This is a genomic window from Cupriavidus sp. GW822-FHT02D05 (assembly GCF_058802485.1).
Window position 1 is genome coordinate 38,004 of the sequence record NZ_JBXAOE010000021.1, and the last position, 14,990, is coordinate 52,993.

At 66.7% G+C, this 14,990-nt stretch carries 13 protein-coding genes; 9 read left to right on the forward strand and 4 right to left on the reverse strand.

Going from position 1 to position 14,990, the window contains the following annotated elements; genetic code table 11:
- Positions 1-95: 95 nt before the first annotated feature.
- Positions 96-3,089: a transglycosylase domain-containing protein gene (locus AC1RQK_RS25995; RefSeq protein WP_492811883.1), complete on the forward strand. Its 2,994-nt coding sequence runs from the start codon at positions 96-98 to the stop codon at positions 3,087-3,089.
- A 23-nt stretch (positions 3,090-3,112) separates the two neighbouring features.
- Here the strand turns inward: AC1RQK_RS25995 and AC1RQK_RS26000 are convergent, their stop codons facing one another.
- From AC1RQK_RS26000 to AC1RQK_RS26010, 3 genes are all read right to left on the reverse strand, one after another.
- Positions 3,113-3,292 carry a hypothetical protein gene (locus tag AC1RQK_RS26000; RefSeq protein ID WP_492371190.1) on the reverse strand — a complete coding sequence of 60 codons (180 nt, stop codon included), beginning with the start codon at positions 3,290-3,292 and terminating at the stop codon, positions 3,113-3,115.
- A gap of 123 nt (positions 3,293-3,415) precedes the next feature.
- Positions 3,416-4,558, reverse strand: a complete 1,143-nt coding sequence (locus AC1RQK_RS26005) for a DUF1275 domain-containing transporter (protein WP_492371191.1) — start codon at positions 4,556-4,558, stop codon at positions 3,416-3,418.
- A gap of 25 nt (positions 4,559-4,583) precedes the next feature.
- The gene (locus AC1RQK_RS26010; RefSeq protein ID WP_492371192.1) at positions 4,584-4,871 is read right to left on the reverse strand and encodes an HPr family phosphocarrier protein; all 288 of its coding nucleotides are present in this window, start codon (positions 4,869-4,871) and stop codon (positions 4,584-4,586) included.
- A 220-nt stretch (positions 4,872-5,091) separates the two neighbouring features.
- On the opposite strand from AC1RQK_RS26010, the gene AC1RQK_RS26015 reads away from it, so the two are divergent.
- The gene (locus tag AC1RQK_RS26015) at positions 5,092-6,459 is read left to right on the forward strand and encodes a M20/M25/M40 family metallo-hydrolase (RefSeq protein ID WP_492371193.1); all 1,368 of its coding nucleotides are present in this window, start codon (positions 5,092-5,094) and stop codon (positions 6,457-6,459) included.
- A gap of 41 nt (positions 6,460-6,500) precedes the next feature.
- Here the strand turns inward: AC1RQK_RS26015 and AC1RQK_RS26020 are convergent, their stop codons facing one another.
- Positions 6,501-9,068 carry a sensor domain-containing protein gene (locus AC1RQK_RS26020; RefSeq protein ID WP_492371194.1) on the reverse strand — a complete coding sequence of 856 codons (2,568 nt, stop codon included), beginning with the start codon at positions 9,066-9,068 and terminating at the stop codon, positions 6,501-6,503.
- 242 nt (positions 9,069-9,310) lie between these two features.
- Here AC1RQK_RS26020 and AC1RQK_RS26025 point away from each other — a divergent pair, with 242 nt between their 5' ends.
- From AC1RQK_RS26025 to AC1RQK_RS26055, 7 genes are all read left to right on the forward strand, one after another.
- Positions 9,311-10,000, forward strand: coding sequence for a cobalt-precorrin-7 (C(5))-methyltransferase (locus AC1RQK_RS26025; protein ID WP_492371195.1), 690 nt, complete (start codon positions 9,311-9,313; stop codon positions 9,998-10,000).
- Positions 10,001-10,164: 164 nt separating this feature from the next.
- Positions 10,165-11,016, forward strand: a complete 852-nt coding sequence (locus AC1RQK_RS26030) for a universal stress protein (protein ID WP_492371196.1) — start codon at positions 10,165-10,167, stop codon at positions 11,014-11,016.
- Between the two features lie 96 nt (positions 11,017-11,112).
- A complete protein-coding gene (locus AC1RQK_RS26035; protein WP_492371197.1) occupies positions 11,113-11,433 on the forward strand; it encodes a metalloregulator ArsR/SmtB family transcription factor in 321 nt (106 codons plus the stop codon).
- Positions 11,434-11,447: 14 nt separating this feature from the next.
- Entirely contained in the window at positions 11,448-11,882 is a 435-nt protein-coding gene (locus AC1RQK_RS26040) for a YeeE/YedE family protein (protein ID WP_492371198.1), read from the forward strand.
- A gap of 8 nt (positions 11,883-11,890) precedes the next feature.
- On the forward strand, positions 11,891-12,355 hold the full coding sequence (locus AC1RQK_RS26045; RefSeq protein WP_492811888.1) for a DUF6691 family protein: 465 nt from the start codon (positions 11,891-11,893) through the stop codon (positions 12,353-12,355).
- Positions 12,356-12,379: 24 nt separating this feature from the next.
- Positions 12,380-13,330 (forward strand): cation diffusion facilitator family transporter, encoded by a 951-nt coding sequence (locus AC1RQK_RS26050; RefSeq protein ID WP_174425909.1) that lies wholly within the window; start codon positions 12,380-12,382, stop codon positions 13,328-13,330.
- 152 nt (positions 13,331-13,482) lie between these two features.
- Positions 13,483-14,907, forward strand: coding sequence for a DHA2 family efflux MFS transporter permease subunit (locus AC1RQK_RS26055; protein ID WP_492811890.1), 1,425 nt, complete (start codon positions 13,483-13,485; stop codon positions 14,905-14,907).
- Positions 14,908-14,990 lie beyond the last annotated feature (83 nt).

The window sequence follows — 14,990 nt, forward strand, 5'->3', positions numbered from 1 at the left end:
GCGCCCGGCATAGGCCGACGCGCCTGGAAAAGCCCCGGTTTCCTCGCAAATGGACCTGAATCGTGCGTCGACGTGTCTGGCCCAGGCTCCTGGTATTGGCTCTGCTCGTAGGGGGCGGTTACCTCCTTTGCGCCGTCGTTGCCGAGGAACTTGCCACCTCGCGGTTGCAGGCGCGCTACTTTGCCGGGCGGGCGAAAGACGTCGCCTTCGCGGTAAAGGACGGCCCGAGCGAACGCATCCGCTTTCCGGACGACGGCCCCTATGACCTGCGCTTCGGCTATAGCCGGATGCCGCAGTTCACCGAATTGCTGGAAGCGCGGGGCTTTCGGCGCGAACGCCAGGCGCAGTGGTCCGACCGCATGCTGGAACTGACGGACTCCGGCCTGTTCGCGCCCTATCACGAGAAAACCCAGGCCGGCCTGGACCTGCTTGACTGCAATGACCTGCCATTTGGCGCCAGGCGCACACCGCCTCGTACCTACGCCAGCTTCGAGGACATTCCGGCCCTGCTCGTGAACGCGCTGCTCTTCATCGAGAACCGCGATCTGCTCGATCCCGAATTTCCCACGCGCAATCCCGCGCTGGACGTGCGGCGCTTCACGCGTGCCGCATTGGATCAGGGCGTGCATTTCTTCAACGATAAGCACGACGCCGCTGGCGGCAGCACGCTCGCTACCCAGATCGAGAAATACCGGCATTCGCGCGCCGGCCGCACCGGTTCGCCCAAGGAAAAGCTGCGCCAGATGGCCAGCGCATCGATGCGCGCCTACCTGGACGGCCCGAACACCGTGGCCGCCAGGGAGCGCATCCTGCTGGATTACCTCAACACCGTGCCACTCTCGGCCCGGGCCGGCCTGGGCGAGGTCAACGGACTGGGCGATGGCCTGTGGGCCTGGTACGGGCAGGACTTCGACGAGGCCAACCGCTTGCTGGCGAATGCCGCCGGGCCGGGACCCGGCGCGGGACAGGGCGAGGGCGAACTCGGCCAGCGGCAGGCGCGGGTGTTCAAGCAAGCGCTCTCGCTGATCATTGCGCAGCGCGGGCCATCGCATTTCCTGCGGCGCGATACAGCCACGCTGGTAGAACTGACCGACAGCTATATCCGCTTGCTCTCGGCCGCCGGCGCCATTCCGCCCTGGCTGCGCGACGCTTCGCTGGCCCAGTCCTTGACGCTGGGCGCCCCGGCGCTGGACCGGCCGGAGGTGTCATTTATCTCGCGCAAGGCCATCAGCGGGGTGCGCACCGATTTGCTGCGCTATCTTGACCTTGGCAGCAGCTACGAGCTGGACCGGCTCGACCTGACTGCCCACAGCACCATCAATACGGGCCTGCAACGGGTGGTCACCGAGGCGCTGCTGCGGGCGGGCACGCGTGACGGCGCGCATGGTTTCGGGATGTACGGCCACAACCTGCTGCGCGAGGGCGACGACCCGGGCAAGCTGGCGATCAGCTTCACGCTCTACGAGAAGGTCGACGGCGCCAACCTGCTGCGCGTGCAAGCCGACAACCTGGACCTGCCGTTCGACCTGAACCGCGGCGCGCGGCTGAACCTGGGCTCCACCGCCAAGCTGCGCACGCTGGTGACCTATCTGGAAATCCTCTCCGAGCTCCACGAGAAATATGCCGGCATGTCCGCCGCCGAGCTGCGCGAAATCAAGCCGGCCAAGCTGGATGCGCTGACCCAGTGGGTACTGAGCTACCTGCTCGCCGCACCCGACAAGAGCCGCCGCGCCATGCTGGAAGCCGCCATGCTGCGCCGCTATTCCGGCAGCGCGGGAGAGGCCTTCTTTACCGGGGGCGGGCTGCAGACATTCACCAACTTCGAGCGCTGGGAAAACATGAAGATCATGACCGTGCGCGAAGCGTTCGAGCACTCGGTGAACCTGGTCTTTATCCGCCTGATGCGCGATATCGTGCGCTACGAAACCTATCGCTTGCATCCCGATGCCGACGACTGGCTGAACAATCCGGCCGCGCCGCAACGCCGCGCCTACCTGGTGCGCTTTGCCGACAAGGAGGGCAGCGACTACCTGCGTGCCTTCTACGGGAAGTATCGCGGCATGAGCCAGCAGGAAGCGGCCAGGCGCGTGCTCCAGAACCGCCACTTCTCGCCGGTGGGGCTGGCGGTGACGCTGCGCAGCATCGATCCCGACATCGATCCGGCGCAGTTCAACAAGGTCATGCTCGCCACCCTGCCCAAGGCGGGGCTGACCGATGAGAAGCTGGCCAAGCTGTACAGCAAATACGGACCGACCAGTTTTTCGCTGAATGACCGGGGCTACCTGGCGCGGGTGCATCCGCTTGAGCTATGGCTGCTCAATTACCTGCGCCAGCGCCCCGATGCCAGCCTGGATGAAGCCTTGCGCGACAGCACCGAGCAACGCCAGGAGGTGTATGCGTGGCTGTTCAAGACCCGCCATCCCGGCGGCCAGACGCGCCGCATCCGCAGCCAGCTGGAGCGCCAGGCCTTTGTTGAGATTGCACGCCGGTGGCAGCGCCTGGGCTATCCGTTCAGCGCGATCACGGCGTCCTATGCCTCGGCGATCGGCGCGGCGGGGGACCGGCCGGCTGCGTTGGCCGAGCTGGTCGGCATCGTGCAGGGCAATGGCGTGCGCCAGCAGGCCACGGCGCTGCGCAGCCTGGAATTTGCGGCGGGCACGCCGTACGCGACTGACTTTGGCTTGGGGCAGAAGGGCACGCGCTTGCTGAGCGAGGATATCACCGAGGTGGTGCGTGCCGCGCTGATCGGCGTGGTGGATTCGGGCACGGCGGGCATGCTGAAGTCGGCGCTGGTTGGCAGCGGCATCGTGGCGGGCGGCAAGACCGGCACGGGCGATCATCGCTACGAAGTCTACGGGCCAGGCGGCAGGCTGATTTCCTCACGCGTGGTCAGCCGCTCGGCCACCTTCGTGTTTTTCCTTGGCGACCGTTACTTCGGCAACGTCACGGCGTACGTGCAAGAGCCCTATGCCGCGCGCTATGCCTTCACCAGCGCGCTGTCCGTGCAGTTGCTCAAATCGCTGGCGCCAACCATCCTGCCACTGGTGCGCGACGGCGGCGTGCGTTCACCGCTGGCATGCAAGCACTGAGCGGCAGCGCTGCCGGGGCGAGTCTAATCCCAGCTATGTCGTCGGGCGCAGTACTCGTCTTCGGAGGTGCGGGCGTGCCGTTCGTACTCGGCAATGACCTGCAAGGTGGCGGACTGGAGCAGGGAGCCTGCGGTGAGCAGGGCCGCGAGATCGCGCAGGCCCTGCAGGCAGGTCACGGTGGGGGGTAAGGCTTGGTCCTGCATGATGCGTTGCTGGCTCGGTGATGGGCGGGATGTGCCTCCCGACAATTCGATTGTAGGTAGCACCGGCCGTGCCAAATGCAAACCAATGTGTCCGCGCGTACCTTCAGGGCCTGGAATCGCAAATCAGTTGCTTCGGAGCCACGGAACATAGCGCGCGAGCAGCGCAGCCATCACAAGCGTGCCCCCAATCCACAGCACGATGATGACCGCGGCCGCCACGCGGCTGCTTGGGCGTTGCCCGGCCGCAACGGCGGCGGCCCGGTGCTCGCGCATGAGGTCCGGCGGGATCATCCGGATGGCCAGCATGACCCCGAGCGGCACCAGCACGACATCGTCCAGGTAGCCGAGCACCGGGATGAAGTCGGGGATCAGGTCGATGGGCGACAGCGCGTAGCCCGCCACCAGCAGGGCCACGGCTTTTGCGTACCACGGGGTGCGCGGGTCGCGCGCGGCCAGCCACAGGGCATGGACATCGCGCAATACCTCGCGCGCCCATTTGCGCCCGTAGGCGGTCAGCCGCGCGCCGTGGGCCCGCACATCGTCCACCACCGGCACGAACGCCAGCACCAGCAGCAACGCCGCCAGCGCCAGCGTGGCGCTGAATCCCAGATGCTTGAAGCCCAGCGCGCCGACGACGCCGCCGAAGAAGAACAGCGCCACCAGCATGGCCAGCATGCGCAGCCGGGACCGGTTGGCCAGCACCGGCGGCCTGGCCTCGTCGGATTTGGCGAGGTTCCAGTAGAACAGCTTGCCAAGCTCGATGCCAATATCGGTCACCATCCCGGTGATATGGGTAGTGCGGATCTCGGCGTGGGAAATCTTGGTGATCATGGCGTTTTGCAGGCCCATGATGAAGCACAGCACCATCACCGTGGCGGGTATGAACAGCCATTGGTGATTGCCAAGGTTGCCGCCGAGCAAGCCAAAGCACAGCAACAAGAAGGCCTCCAGCATCAGCGGCAGGGCATATTCGCTGTTCAGGTGCTCGCGCCGTGCCCAGTTGATGAGCACGGCGGAAGTGGCCGCGCCCGCCAGGAAGGACAGCAGCGCGCCAAGTCCCTCCAGGATCAGCCCGACCTGCCCCAGCGCCAGGTGGTCCGCCATGGCCGAGACGATGCCCGTCATGTGGGAGGTGTACTGCTGCACGGCAAGGAAGCCGCCGGCGTTGGTGGCGCCGGCCACAAAGCTGAGATAGCCGGCAAGCTGCCGGTTGGCGTGCGGGCTGCGTACCCGTCCGGTGAGGTTGCGCAGGTAGGTGATGGGCATGGTCGCTGACTGCCGGGCCGGCCGCTTAGTCGGTCAGCAAGGCGCAGATGACGCGCAGCGCCACCGACTCGTCCGGGCCGCTGGCCTGGATGTGCAAACGCAGGCCGGCGCGCGCCGACAAGCGCATGACCTCGGACACATTCTTGGCGTCCGCCGCGCAGTCGTTGCTGCTTAGCTGGATGTTGCACTCGAACTGGCTGGCCGTGGCGGTCAGCCGTGTGGCCCTGCGGCCCTGCAGGCCGTGAGGACTGGACATCTCAATCGTTGCTTCTACCACATCACCCTCGGTAAAACCTCTATGCAGCGTGGACACCGGGCAAGCCGGAAGGCGGGCAACTGGCGCGGCATGGCCTGCCGCCAGGTATTGAATGGTAATCCAATTACCTTGCCTGGCACATGGATGCCTCATGCAGCCCACTTCTTGCAGCCCACTATCTCCCGCCTCGCTGGCAGAATATGGCTTCGCCCGGCCACAACCGATGCCTGTGCCGTTCGCCATGCCGCCATGTCCTTTCCGGAGCCATCGCCCCACCATGCAAGCACGCCCCCAATCCGTTGCCGTCCCGTTCCGTCCGCTTTCCCTGATGCTCGCGGGGCTTGCCCTGGCAGGCACCCACGCGGTTGCGCAGACCATCCCCGTGCCTGCTGTCTCGCCTGTGGTGGAGCGCACCTACGCCACACTCGAAGCCGCCCCGCTAGTCAAGAAGGTGCTGGCCGACGTGAAGGCGGATGACGCGCGCTCGCTGGGCGATCTCAAGACGCTGACCGAGATCCCCGCGCCACCGTTCAAGGAGAAGGCACGGGCCGAGCATTTCCTCTCCCGGCTCAAGGCGCTTGGCCTTGCCGATGCGCATATCGATGCCGAGGGCAATGCCATCGGCATCCGCAAGGGCAGCGGGAACGGCCCCAAGCTGCTGATCTCGGCGCACCTGGACACGGTCTTTCCCGAAGGCACTGATGTCACGGTCAAGCCGCGCGACGGCCGCCTCTATGCGCCAGGCATCTCGGATGACACGCGCGGGCTGACAGTCCTGTTGTCATGGCTCAAGGTGCTCAACGACAACCAGGTGCGCACCGTGGGCGACCTGGTGTTCGTTGGCAACGTGGGCGAGGAAGAGCTGGGCAACCTGCGCGGCATGAAGGCCGTGTTTCGCGACCACCCGGATATCGACGGCATGGTCGGGCTGGAGCCGGGCGTGGGCGACCGGGTGCTGTCGCTCGGCACCGGCAGCCATCGCTATGAGGTGACGTTCCGTGGCCCGGGCGGCCACAGCTTCGGCGCCTTCGGCCTGCCCAGCGCCATCCACGCGATGGGACGGGCCATTGCCAAGGTGAGCGACGTGCGCCCGCCGGAGGATCCCAAGACCACGTTCACGGTGGGCACGGTGGGCGGCGGCACGTCGGTCAACGCGATTGCGGGCGATGCGCGCATGGCGGTGGATATCCGCTCCAACGCTACGCCATCGCTGCTGGAAACCGAGAAGCAGATCATGGCGGCCATCGAGGCCGGGGTTGCCGAGGAAAACCGCCGCTGGCATCCGGCCGACGCTGCCAGCCAGATCACCTACCAGGTCAAGCTGATCGGCGACCGTCCGGCGGGCCGCACGCCGCCAGACGCCACCATCGTGCAGGCAGCGGTGCGCGCCATCAAGGGCTACGGCAAGGGCACGCCCAGCCTGCGCGGCGGCAGCACCGACGCCAATGTGCCGATGTCGCTTGGCATTCCCGCCATCATCATCGGCAGCGGTGGCAAGACCGGCGGCTTCCATGCCCGCGATGAGTGGTACGACCCGACCAACGCCTGGGAAGGCGCCCAGGTCGGGCTAACCACCGTGCTCGGGCTGGTGGGCGTGCAGGGCGTGAGCCAGCCGTTGCTGGAAAAGCGCGCCGCCGCCAGGTAGCCAGCGGGCGGTGCCGGCCTAAGCCGCCACCGCCTCTTCATTCAACGCCGGGAATGCCGCTCCCCATGTTCCGCCGGCTGCCGCTCGACCGCCTGCGGCGCGGCGATCCATTTCGCCACCGCCAAGGCATCCAGCGGGCGCGAGAACAGATAGCCTTGCCCCATATGGCATCCCTGCGATAGCAGGAAGCGCCGCTGGGCTTCGTTTTCCACGCCTTCGGCGATCACCGCGAGCTTCAGGCTGTCGCCAATGCGGATGACGGCGCTGGCCAGCTCGCGGGCGGCGGCATCGCTTTCCAGGTCGATCACAAAGCTCTTGTCCAGCTTGAGCTGGTGCACGGGCAACTGCCTGAGGTAGCCCAGGCTGGAATACCCCGTGCCGAAGTCGTCCATGGACAAGCGCACGCCTTGTGCGTGGATGGCGGCAACGGTGGCGGCGAGGCCCGCGTCGTCTTCCATCAGCAGCCCTTCGGTCATCTCCAGCACCAGCGCCTGGGCGGGCAGCCCATGGCGGGCCAGGGTCTCGGCCACTTGCGCAGGCAGCCCCGGGTCGCGGAAGCTGGCGGGCGAGATATTGACGGAGATCGTGGGTACGGAAAGCCCTTCCCGGCGCCAGGCAGCTAGCTGCGCGCACGATTGCTCCAGCACCCAGCGGTCCAGCGTGCCAATCAGGCCGCTGTCTTCGGCCAGTGGCACGAAGCGGTCCGGCGACACCATCCCAAAGTGCGGGTGGTGCCAGCGCACCAGCACCTCCAGGCCATAGAGGCGCCCATCACGCAGGAACACCTGGGGCTGGAAGTTGAGATGAAGCTCCTCGGCCAGCAGGGCGTCGCGCAGCGCGGACTCCAGCGCCAGGCGCTCCTGGGCGGCCCAGTTCATCTCGATGCTGAAGAAGCGGAACAAGTTGCGCCCCGCGGCCTTGGCGTCGTACATGGCCATCTCGGCGCAGTGCAGCAGGTAGTCCAGCGCATCGCCGTCGGCCGGGAACATGCTGATGCCGATGCTGGCCGAGGGCGCAATGCTGGCGTGGTCGATGCGCAGCGGCTGGCGCAGCGCGGCCAGGATGCGCTTGCCCGCAGCAATGGTCTGGGTGCGGTCGCAGTCGGGGAGCACCAGCGCGAATTCGTCGCCCGACAGCCGCGCCACCAGCGCGGTATCCCCGGCGTGCGCGCTAAGGCGTTGCGCAACCTCGCGCAGCAGCTTGTCGCCGCCGACGTGGCCGAGCGAGTCGTTGATATGCTTGAAGCGGTCCAGGTCGACGAACAGCACGCTGAGCGTGGTGCCGGCCGAGCGCGCCGCGAGCAGCAGGGTGCCGGCCTGCATCTGCAGCAGGCTGCGGTTGGGCAAGCCGGTCAGTGAATCGTAGTGGTCGAGCTGCAGGATCCGCTCGGCGGCTTCCTCGCGCTCGAACGCGAGCTTGCACAGCGAGGCGCATACCTCGGCCAGCTGCTGGTGGAAGGCGTCGGGCTGGCGGACGGTGCGGCAGTAGAAGGCCAGCGTGGCAAGCACGCGGCCATCGCTTGCCTTGATCGGATAGGACCAGCATGCCGCCAGGCCGAGGGGTAGGGCAAGATCACGAAAATCCGCCCATAGCGGATCGTTGGCAATATCGCTGACCATCACCGGCTCGCCCAGCCAGGCGGCCGTGCCGCAGGAGCCCACGGATGGCCCGATGGTCAGGCCGTCCAGCGCGGCCGAATACTCGGGCGGCAGGCCAGGCGCGGCCAGCGGGTGCAGGCGCCCATCGGCGGCCACCCGCAGCACGGACGCGATCACGGCGGGTGCCACGCGTTGTACTTCTTCGCAGATCAATTCCATCACGGCGGGCAGCGGCTGCTCCATCACCATGGCTTGCAGTACCTTTCGCTGCAGCATCTCGTAGGTCCGCTGCTGGGTGATGTCGGAGAGGATGACGATGGCGTGATGCCGGTCGCCGGTCGCGCTGACCAGATGGCGCACGGTGGCGCTGACCCAGAGTGCGCTGCCGTCGCGCGCATACACCAGAGCCTCGTGGCGCTCGCCGCCCGGGGATGAGCGCTGGGCATGCAAGCGTTGCATCACGCCGGGATCGGTGAACTCGCCGGCCAGTATCTCGCGCGGGGTCTTGCCCCTCAGCTCGCAGGGCTTGTAGCCCAGCATGCGCGTGAGCCCGGCGTTGCCGTACACGATGTGCCAGTCGGCATCGACCACCAGCACGGCACTGTCGATCTCGTCGGCAATGACGGATAGCAACGGGTGATGGTCGCGGCTGGCATCCGGGTGGTTGGCCACCTTTACCAGCAGCGTGCGCAGTGTCACGTCGCCCAGGCGGGTGCTGGATTCCGCGACATGGCCAAAGCGAAGTTCGCCATCCGGCCTCAGTATCCGGACGGCGGGCAAGGGCTGGGCGCGCTGCGCGTCGGCATCCGGCAGCTTTTGCACGAGCGCCTCCACGTTCATGCCGAAGACTTGCGTACGGGATGCGCCATAGAGTGCCTCCGCAGCAGCGTTCAGGAAGATCACCTTGTTGTCCGTGTTCAGGATGAAGACGGCATCGGTGGCTTGCTCGAGCGAATTGCGGAACAACTGATGGGGGTCGGCTATGCTGAGCGCTTTGTCTCTATCTGGCATGAGTGAGGTAAACGTCGCTAACGACCGAGGGTGCCTGCCTTGCCCGGTGGGGGCTCGCGGGACATTGACTCGGCTCTGAAGCAGCTATCGGCATCCAGTGCCGGATCCTGAAGTACTTTTTTTTGCGCCAGGCGTTCCTCGGCGCAGGCCTCGCGCTCCGATGGCTTGGCATAATTGCGCCCTGTCTTGACGGGGCGATGCGCGCGCCGTCCCCTTTTGCATCGATCGAACCGGGATTCTTCATGATCATCTGCGCCGGCGTTGGCCCCGGGCACCTCGACTTCCTGACCCACGGCGTGGCGGAACTGGTCCGTGGCGCCGACATCGTGGCCGGCTTCGACACGGTCATCGACGTCATCCGCCCGCTGGTGCCGCCGGCGGCCCAGGTGGTCACCATGGGATACCAGGACCAGGTGGAGCGGCTTGCCTGGGTTGCCGCCGAGCACCATGGCGGCCGGCGCTGCGTGGTGCTGTTCATGGGCGACATGCACTTCAGCGGTTTCCAGTACCTGGAGCGGGTCGAGCGGGCATGCGGCCATCCGGTGGATACCGTGCCCGGCATCTCTTCGGCCCAGGTGCTGGCTGCGCGCGGCAAGGTTTGCTTTGACGAGACCACCTTCCTGACCTTTCACCGGCGCGGAGACCTGGAGCCGTTCAAGCGCCATCTGGTGCACGTGCTGGCGGACCAGCGCAACGCCATCGTGATTCCGCGCCCATGGGATTTCATGCCCAGCGATATCGCCGCCTGGCTGGTGGCGCAGGGCGTGCCGCCCGAGCATCCGGTCGAGGTCTGGGAGAACCTGACGCTGGCCGATGCGGACTGGCGTGGCACGCTGGCCAGTTGCACGCTGGCGTTCACCGATATGAGCATCATGCTGATCCGTGCGCTGGCGCCAATGGCCAGCCAGATCGAGCTGGCGCCGCTTGCGTAGTCCCGCGCGCCGGCCGCGCGGGGCAGGCTTTCGGCATTGATCTGCCGCAATTCGCCCGCATTGCCCGCTTGCGCTGCCCCGCGCACGGAGTAGAGTCCATTTTCGGATAGTCGGAAAAACGTCTGCAACCGTGTGCAGGGGTCTCCGGATCGGAGGAAAACATCATGGATTTCAAGACCGTGCTGGTCGAACTCGGTGCGGATCCCGGCTGTGCGGATCGCGTCAACTTGGCTGCGGAACTGGCGCAGCGCTCGGCCGGCCATGTGATCGGGGTGACGGCCACCGGCATGCGGCTGGAGCCGTTCCGGGGCGCGGGCGACGAGGCGGGATACTACGCGGAACTGGCCCGGCGCCAGTTGCTGGCGCAGGGCGCCGAAGCCAGCGCCGCATTTCATCGGGCCATGAGCGAAGCGGCGCCCGGCGTGGGTTTCACCCACCGGGTCATCGAGGACGACGTGGGCTGGGCGCTGGTCCAGCAGGGGCGGGTGGCGGACGTGGTCGTCCTGGCCCGCTTGCCCGGGCCGGAATCCATTCCCGTGCTGGTGGCACAGACCCCGGAATATGTGTTGCTCAACACCGGCCGCCCGGTGCTGCTGGTGCCGCCGGGCGTGCGGCATCTACCCTGCGAACATGTCGCCATCGCATGGGATGGTGGGCGGGAAGCCGCCCGGGCCGTGGCCGATGCGATGCCTCTGCTGCGCCTGGCCAAGCGTGTCACCGTGGTGTCGGCGTCCAGCGCGCATGACGGCTCGGCGACCCACGGCATGCCCGATGTGCCCGGTGCGCACGCCGGCCTGCGAGATCACCTGGCGCGCCAGGGCATCACCAGCGTCATGCACGCCGTGCAAGGCAGCCATGGGATTGGCCAACTACTGCTGGAGGCGGTGCGGCACTTGCAGGCCGACCTGCTGGTGGCGGGTGGCTATGGGCACGCCCGGCTGCGCGAGCTGGTCACTGGCGGCACCACCCGCACCCTGATGCGCCACGCCGACATACCGGTGTTGATGTCGCATTGAAGGTCGGTCTCGACTGGCATCAATATACCTTTTAATATAATATTAAACCGTATATTGATTAGCAGGCCGGGGTCTCGCCCGGCCTTTGCCGAACCCATGCAAGCGGCTTCTCCCTCCCTGAGCCTGGACACGATGCGCGCCGCCGCGGGCGACGCCACCGCCATGTTGCGCGCCCTCGCCAATGAAGACAGGCTGCTGCTGCTTTGCCAGCTTAGCCAGGGCGAGATGTCGGTGGGCGAGCTCGAAGCGCTGCTTGGCATCCATCAACCCACCTTGTCGCAACAGCTTGGTGTGCTGCGCGCGGAAGGGCTGGTCAACACGCGGCGCGACGGCAAGCGGATTTTTTACGCGGTTGCCGATGCGCGGGCGCTGGCCGTGCTCGAAACGCTTTACGCCCTGTATTGCCCCACTGAATGAAGGAGCCACTGGCCATGATCATCGACTGGACACACTTCACGCCCTGGTCCGCGCTGGGCGGGGGCCTGCTGATTGGACTGGCCGCCGCCGCGCTCGTGCTGTTCAACGGGCGCATCGCGGGCATCAGCGGCATCGTTGGTGGCTTGCTGCGGCCAACGCGCGCGGAAGCCGGCTGGCGTATCGCCTTTGTGCTTGGCCTGCTGGCGGCACCGCTGCTCTGGCGCCTGTTCGGCGCGCTGCCGGAGATCCGGGTCCATGCCGGCGCTGGCCTGCTGGTCGTAGCCGGCTTGCTGGTGGGATTGGGTACCCGCTACGGCGCGGGCTGCACCAGCGGGCATGGCGTTTGCGGGCTGTCGCGGCTCTCTCCGCGCTCGCTGGCGGCCACCGCGGCCTTCATGGGGGCCGGTTTTGCGACGGTCTTTGTCGCACGGCACCTGCTCGGCGCATGAGGAGCGACATGAACCGCCTTTCTTCCTTGCTGATCTCGCTGGCCTCTGGCCTGGTGTTCGGCCTCGGGCTGATCCTGGCCGGCATGGCCAATCCACAGAAGGTGCTCGGATTTCTCGACCTTGCCGGGCGCTGGGATCCCTCGCTGGCGCTGGTGATGGGCGGCGCGATCGCGGTGGGCGTAGTGGCGTTCGGTATCGCCCGGCGGCGTGCCGTCTCGCTGCTGGGCTTGCCCATGCAGCTGCCGGCGTCGCGCCGGATTGACCGGCGCTTGCTTGGTGGTGGCCTGTTGTTCGGCGTGGGCTGGGGGCTGGCGGGGATCTGCCCGGGGCCCGCGCTGGTGCTGCTGGGCGCGGGCGCATGGCAAGGCGCAGTCTTTGCGCTGGCCATGCTGGCCGGCATGGCGCTGTTCGAGTGGCTAGAATGGCTGGGGCGCAGCCGCGCTTTACCCGGCAAGGCATTAACCGGACATTAACCGGACAACAGGAGTCATCCATCGATGCGAACTGATGAGGTCATCGACGAGGCCGAGGTAGAAACGCCCGCCAGAGCCCAGGCGGCGCGGCGCAGCACCTGGGTGAGCGTGGCCGTGAATATCCTGCTGACCTGCATGCAACTGGTGGCGGGCGTGGTGGCCGGCTCCCAGGCGTTGATCGCGGATGCCATTCACTCGCTCTCCGACCTGGTCTCGGACTTTGTGGTGCTGTTCGCCAGTCACCATAGCCGCAAGGGCGCGGATGCCGACCACCAATACGGCCACCAGCGTTTCGAGACCGCCGCCTCGCTGGCAATCGGCCTGCTGCTGCTTGCGGTCGGCGTCGGCATGCTGTGGTCGGCCGTGCAAAAGCTGGAGCATCCCGAGTTGATCCAGCCGGTCAAGGGTGTCGCGCTGTGGGTGGCATTGGGCGCGCTGGCGGCAAAGGAATCGTTGTTCCGCTACATGCTCGCCGTGGCCGAGCGCGTGCGCTCCAGCATGCTGGTTGCCAACGCATGGCATGCGCGCTCGGATGCGGCATCGTCGCTGGTGGTCGCCGTGGGCATCGGCGGCAACCTGCTTGGCTACCACATGCTTGATCCAGTGGCCGCCCTGGTGGTCGGCCTGATGGTGACCAGGATGGGCTGGAAGTTCTCCTGGGATGCCCTGCATGACCTGATGGACCGCGCCGTGGATGCGCAGAGCATCGAGGCGATCCGGCAGGCCATGCTGGCCACGCCAGGCGTGCTGGGCCTGCATGACCTGAAGACCCGCAAGATGGGCGACGCGATCCTGGTCGACGTGCATCTGGAGATCGATGGCGCAATGACGGTCGAGGCGGGGCACCGTATTGCGGTGGAGGCGCGCCTCGCCGCCATGCAGATTCAGGACGTGCTGAATGTGATGACCCATGTCGACCCGGTGCGCGTGCCGCAGCGCCAGGCGGAAGACCCGGCGCGCGCAGGCGCGGCATGATGGACTGGCCAAAGCGTGGGCCGGGCGGGGCAAACGTCCTTTGCCGATGCCCGGTATGATTGCCATCCTGGCTTGAAATGGCTTTCCCGGTGGCAAAAAGCGGTCCGCCCGCTTCGCCGCGCAGACACGCACCCCCCCGCACCCGCCGCTCCATGGACCACACGCGAACCCAGTCATCGTCGATGAGATTCCTGCCGTATCTCGTCGCGGCTACCTTCTTCATGGAGTACCTCGATACCACCGTGCTCGCCACTGCGTTGCCGCAGATGGCGCAGTCGTTCGGGGTCGGGCCGAATGACCTGAGCCTGGGCATGACGGCCTATATGCTGGCGCTGGCGGTGTTTATCCCGATCAGCGGATGGATCGCTGATCGCTTCGGGTCAAGGACGGTGTTCGGCGGGGCGATCGTTGTTTTCACGGTGGCCTCGGTGCTGTGCGGCGCATCGAACGGGTTATTCGCGTTCACCGCGGCGCGCGTGCTGCAGGGCATTGGCGGCGCGATGATGGTGCCGGTCGGGCGGCTGATCGTGGTGCGCAACACGGATAAGCGCCAGTTGATCAAGGCCATCTCCACCATCACCTGGCCGGCCATCGTGGCGCCTGTGGTGGGGCCGCCCATTGGCGGGTTCATCACCACCTACGCCTCCTGGCGCTGGATCTTCCTGCTCAACGTGCCATTCGGCATCGCCGCGCTGATCGCCACCTTCATGATGATCCGCAACGAACGCGCGAGCGAGCCCAAGCCGCTTGATATCGTCGGCTTCCTGCTCAGCGGCGCCACGCTCACCTTCGTGCTGTACGGCACGGAGCTGGCCAGCCAGCAAGGCTCCAGCCTGGCAACGGCGGGCGCGTTCGTGGCCGCCGGCCTCGCCCTGGGCGTGCTCGCCGTGCGCCATGCAGCGGGCCGCGAGCATCCGCTGCTCGATTTCACGACGCTGCGCGTGCCGACGTTCTCGGTCACCGTGATCACCGGGTCCGTCACCCGCATCGGCATCGGGGCGGTGCCGTATTTGATGCCGCTGCTGTTCCAGGTTGGCTTCGGGCTGTCCGCGTTCCGCTCCGGGCTGTTGCTGCTCGCCAGCGCGCTCGGCAACCTCGGCATGAAGGCCTTGACCACGCGCGTGCTGCAACACTACGGCTTTCGCGCCACCGCGATCGTCGACGTGGCTTTCGCCAGCGTGTTCATCGTCGCGTGCGGCTTGCTCACGCCCGAGACGCCGCTCGCCATCGTGCTGTTCGTGGTGTTTATCTACGGCGTGACGCGCTCGATGCAGTTCTCCACGCTCGCCACGCTGGCCTACGCCGATATCCCGCAAAACCAGATGAGCAGCGCCAATACGCTATGGAATGCTGCCCAGCAGATGTCGATCGGCCTTGGCATTGCGTTTGGCTCGCTGTCGCTGAGGATTGCCGCATCGCTGCGCGGCGAGGCCAGCGACGTGCCGCACTTTACGCTCGGTGATTTTCGCTGGGCGTTTCTCTTCGCGGGCGCGCTGACGCTGGTGTCGTTGATCGGGTATGTCCGGCTCGCGCCGGATGCGGGGCGGCATCTGTCGAGCCGGCGGGCGGCTGGATGACGGGTTCCTCCCGATATGAAGTGAGTGGCGGGCGAGCGTGAGCCGGGCGAACGCTGCGCAATGCTCGCCCGCTGCGGGCTACA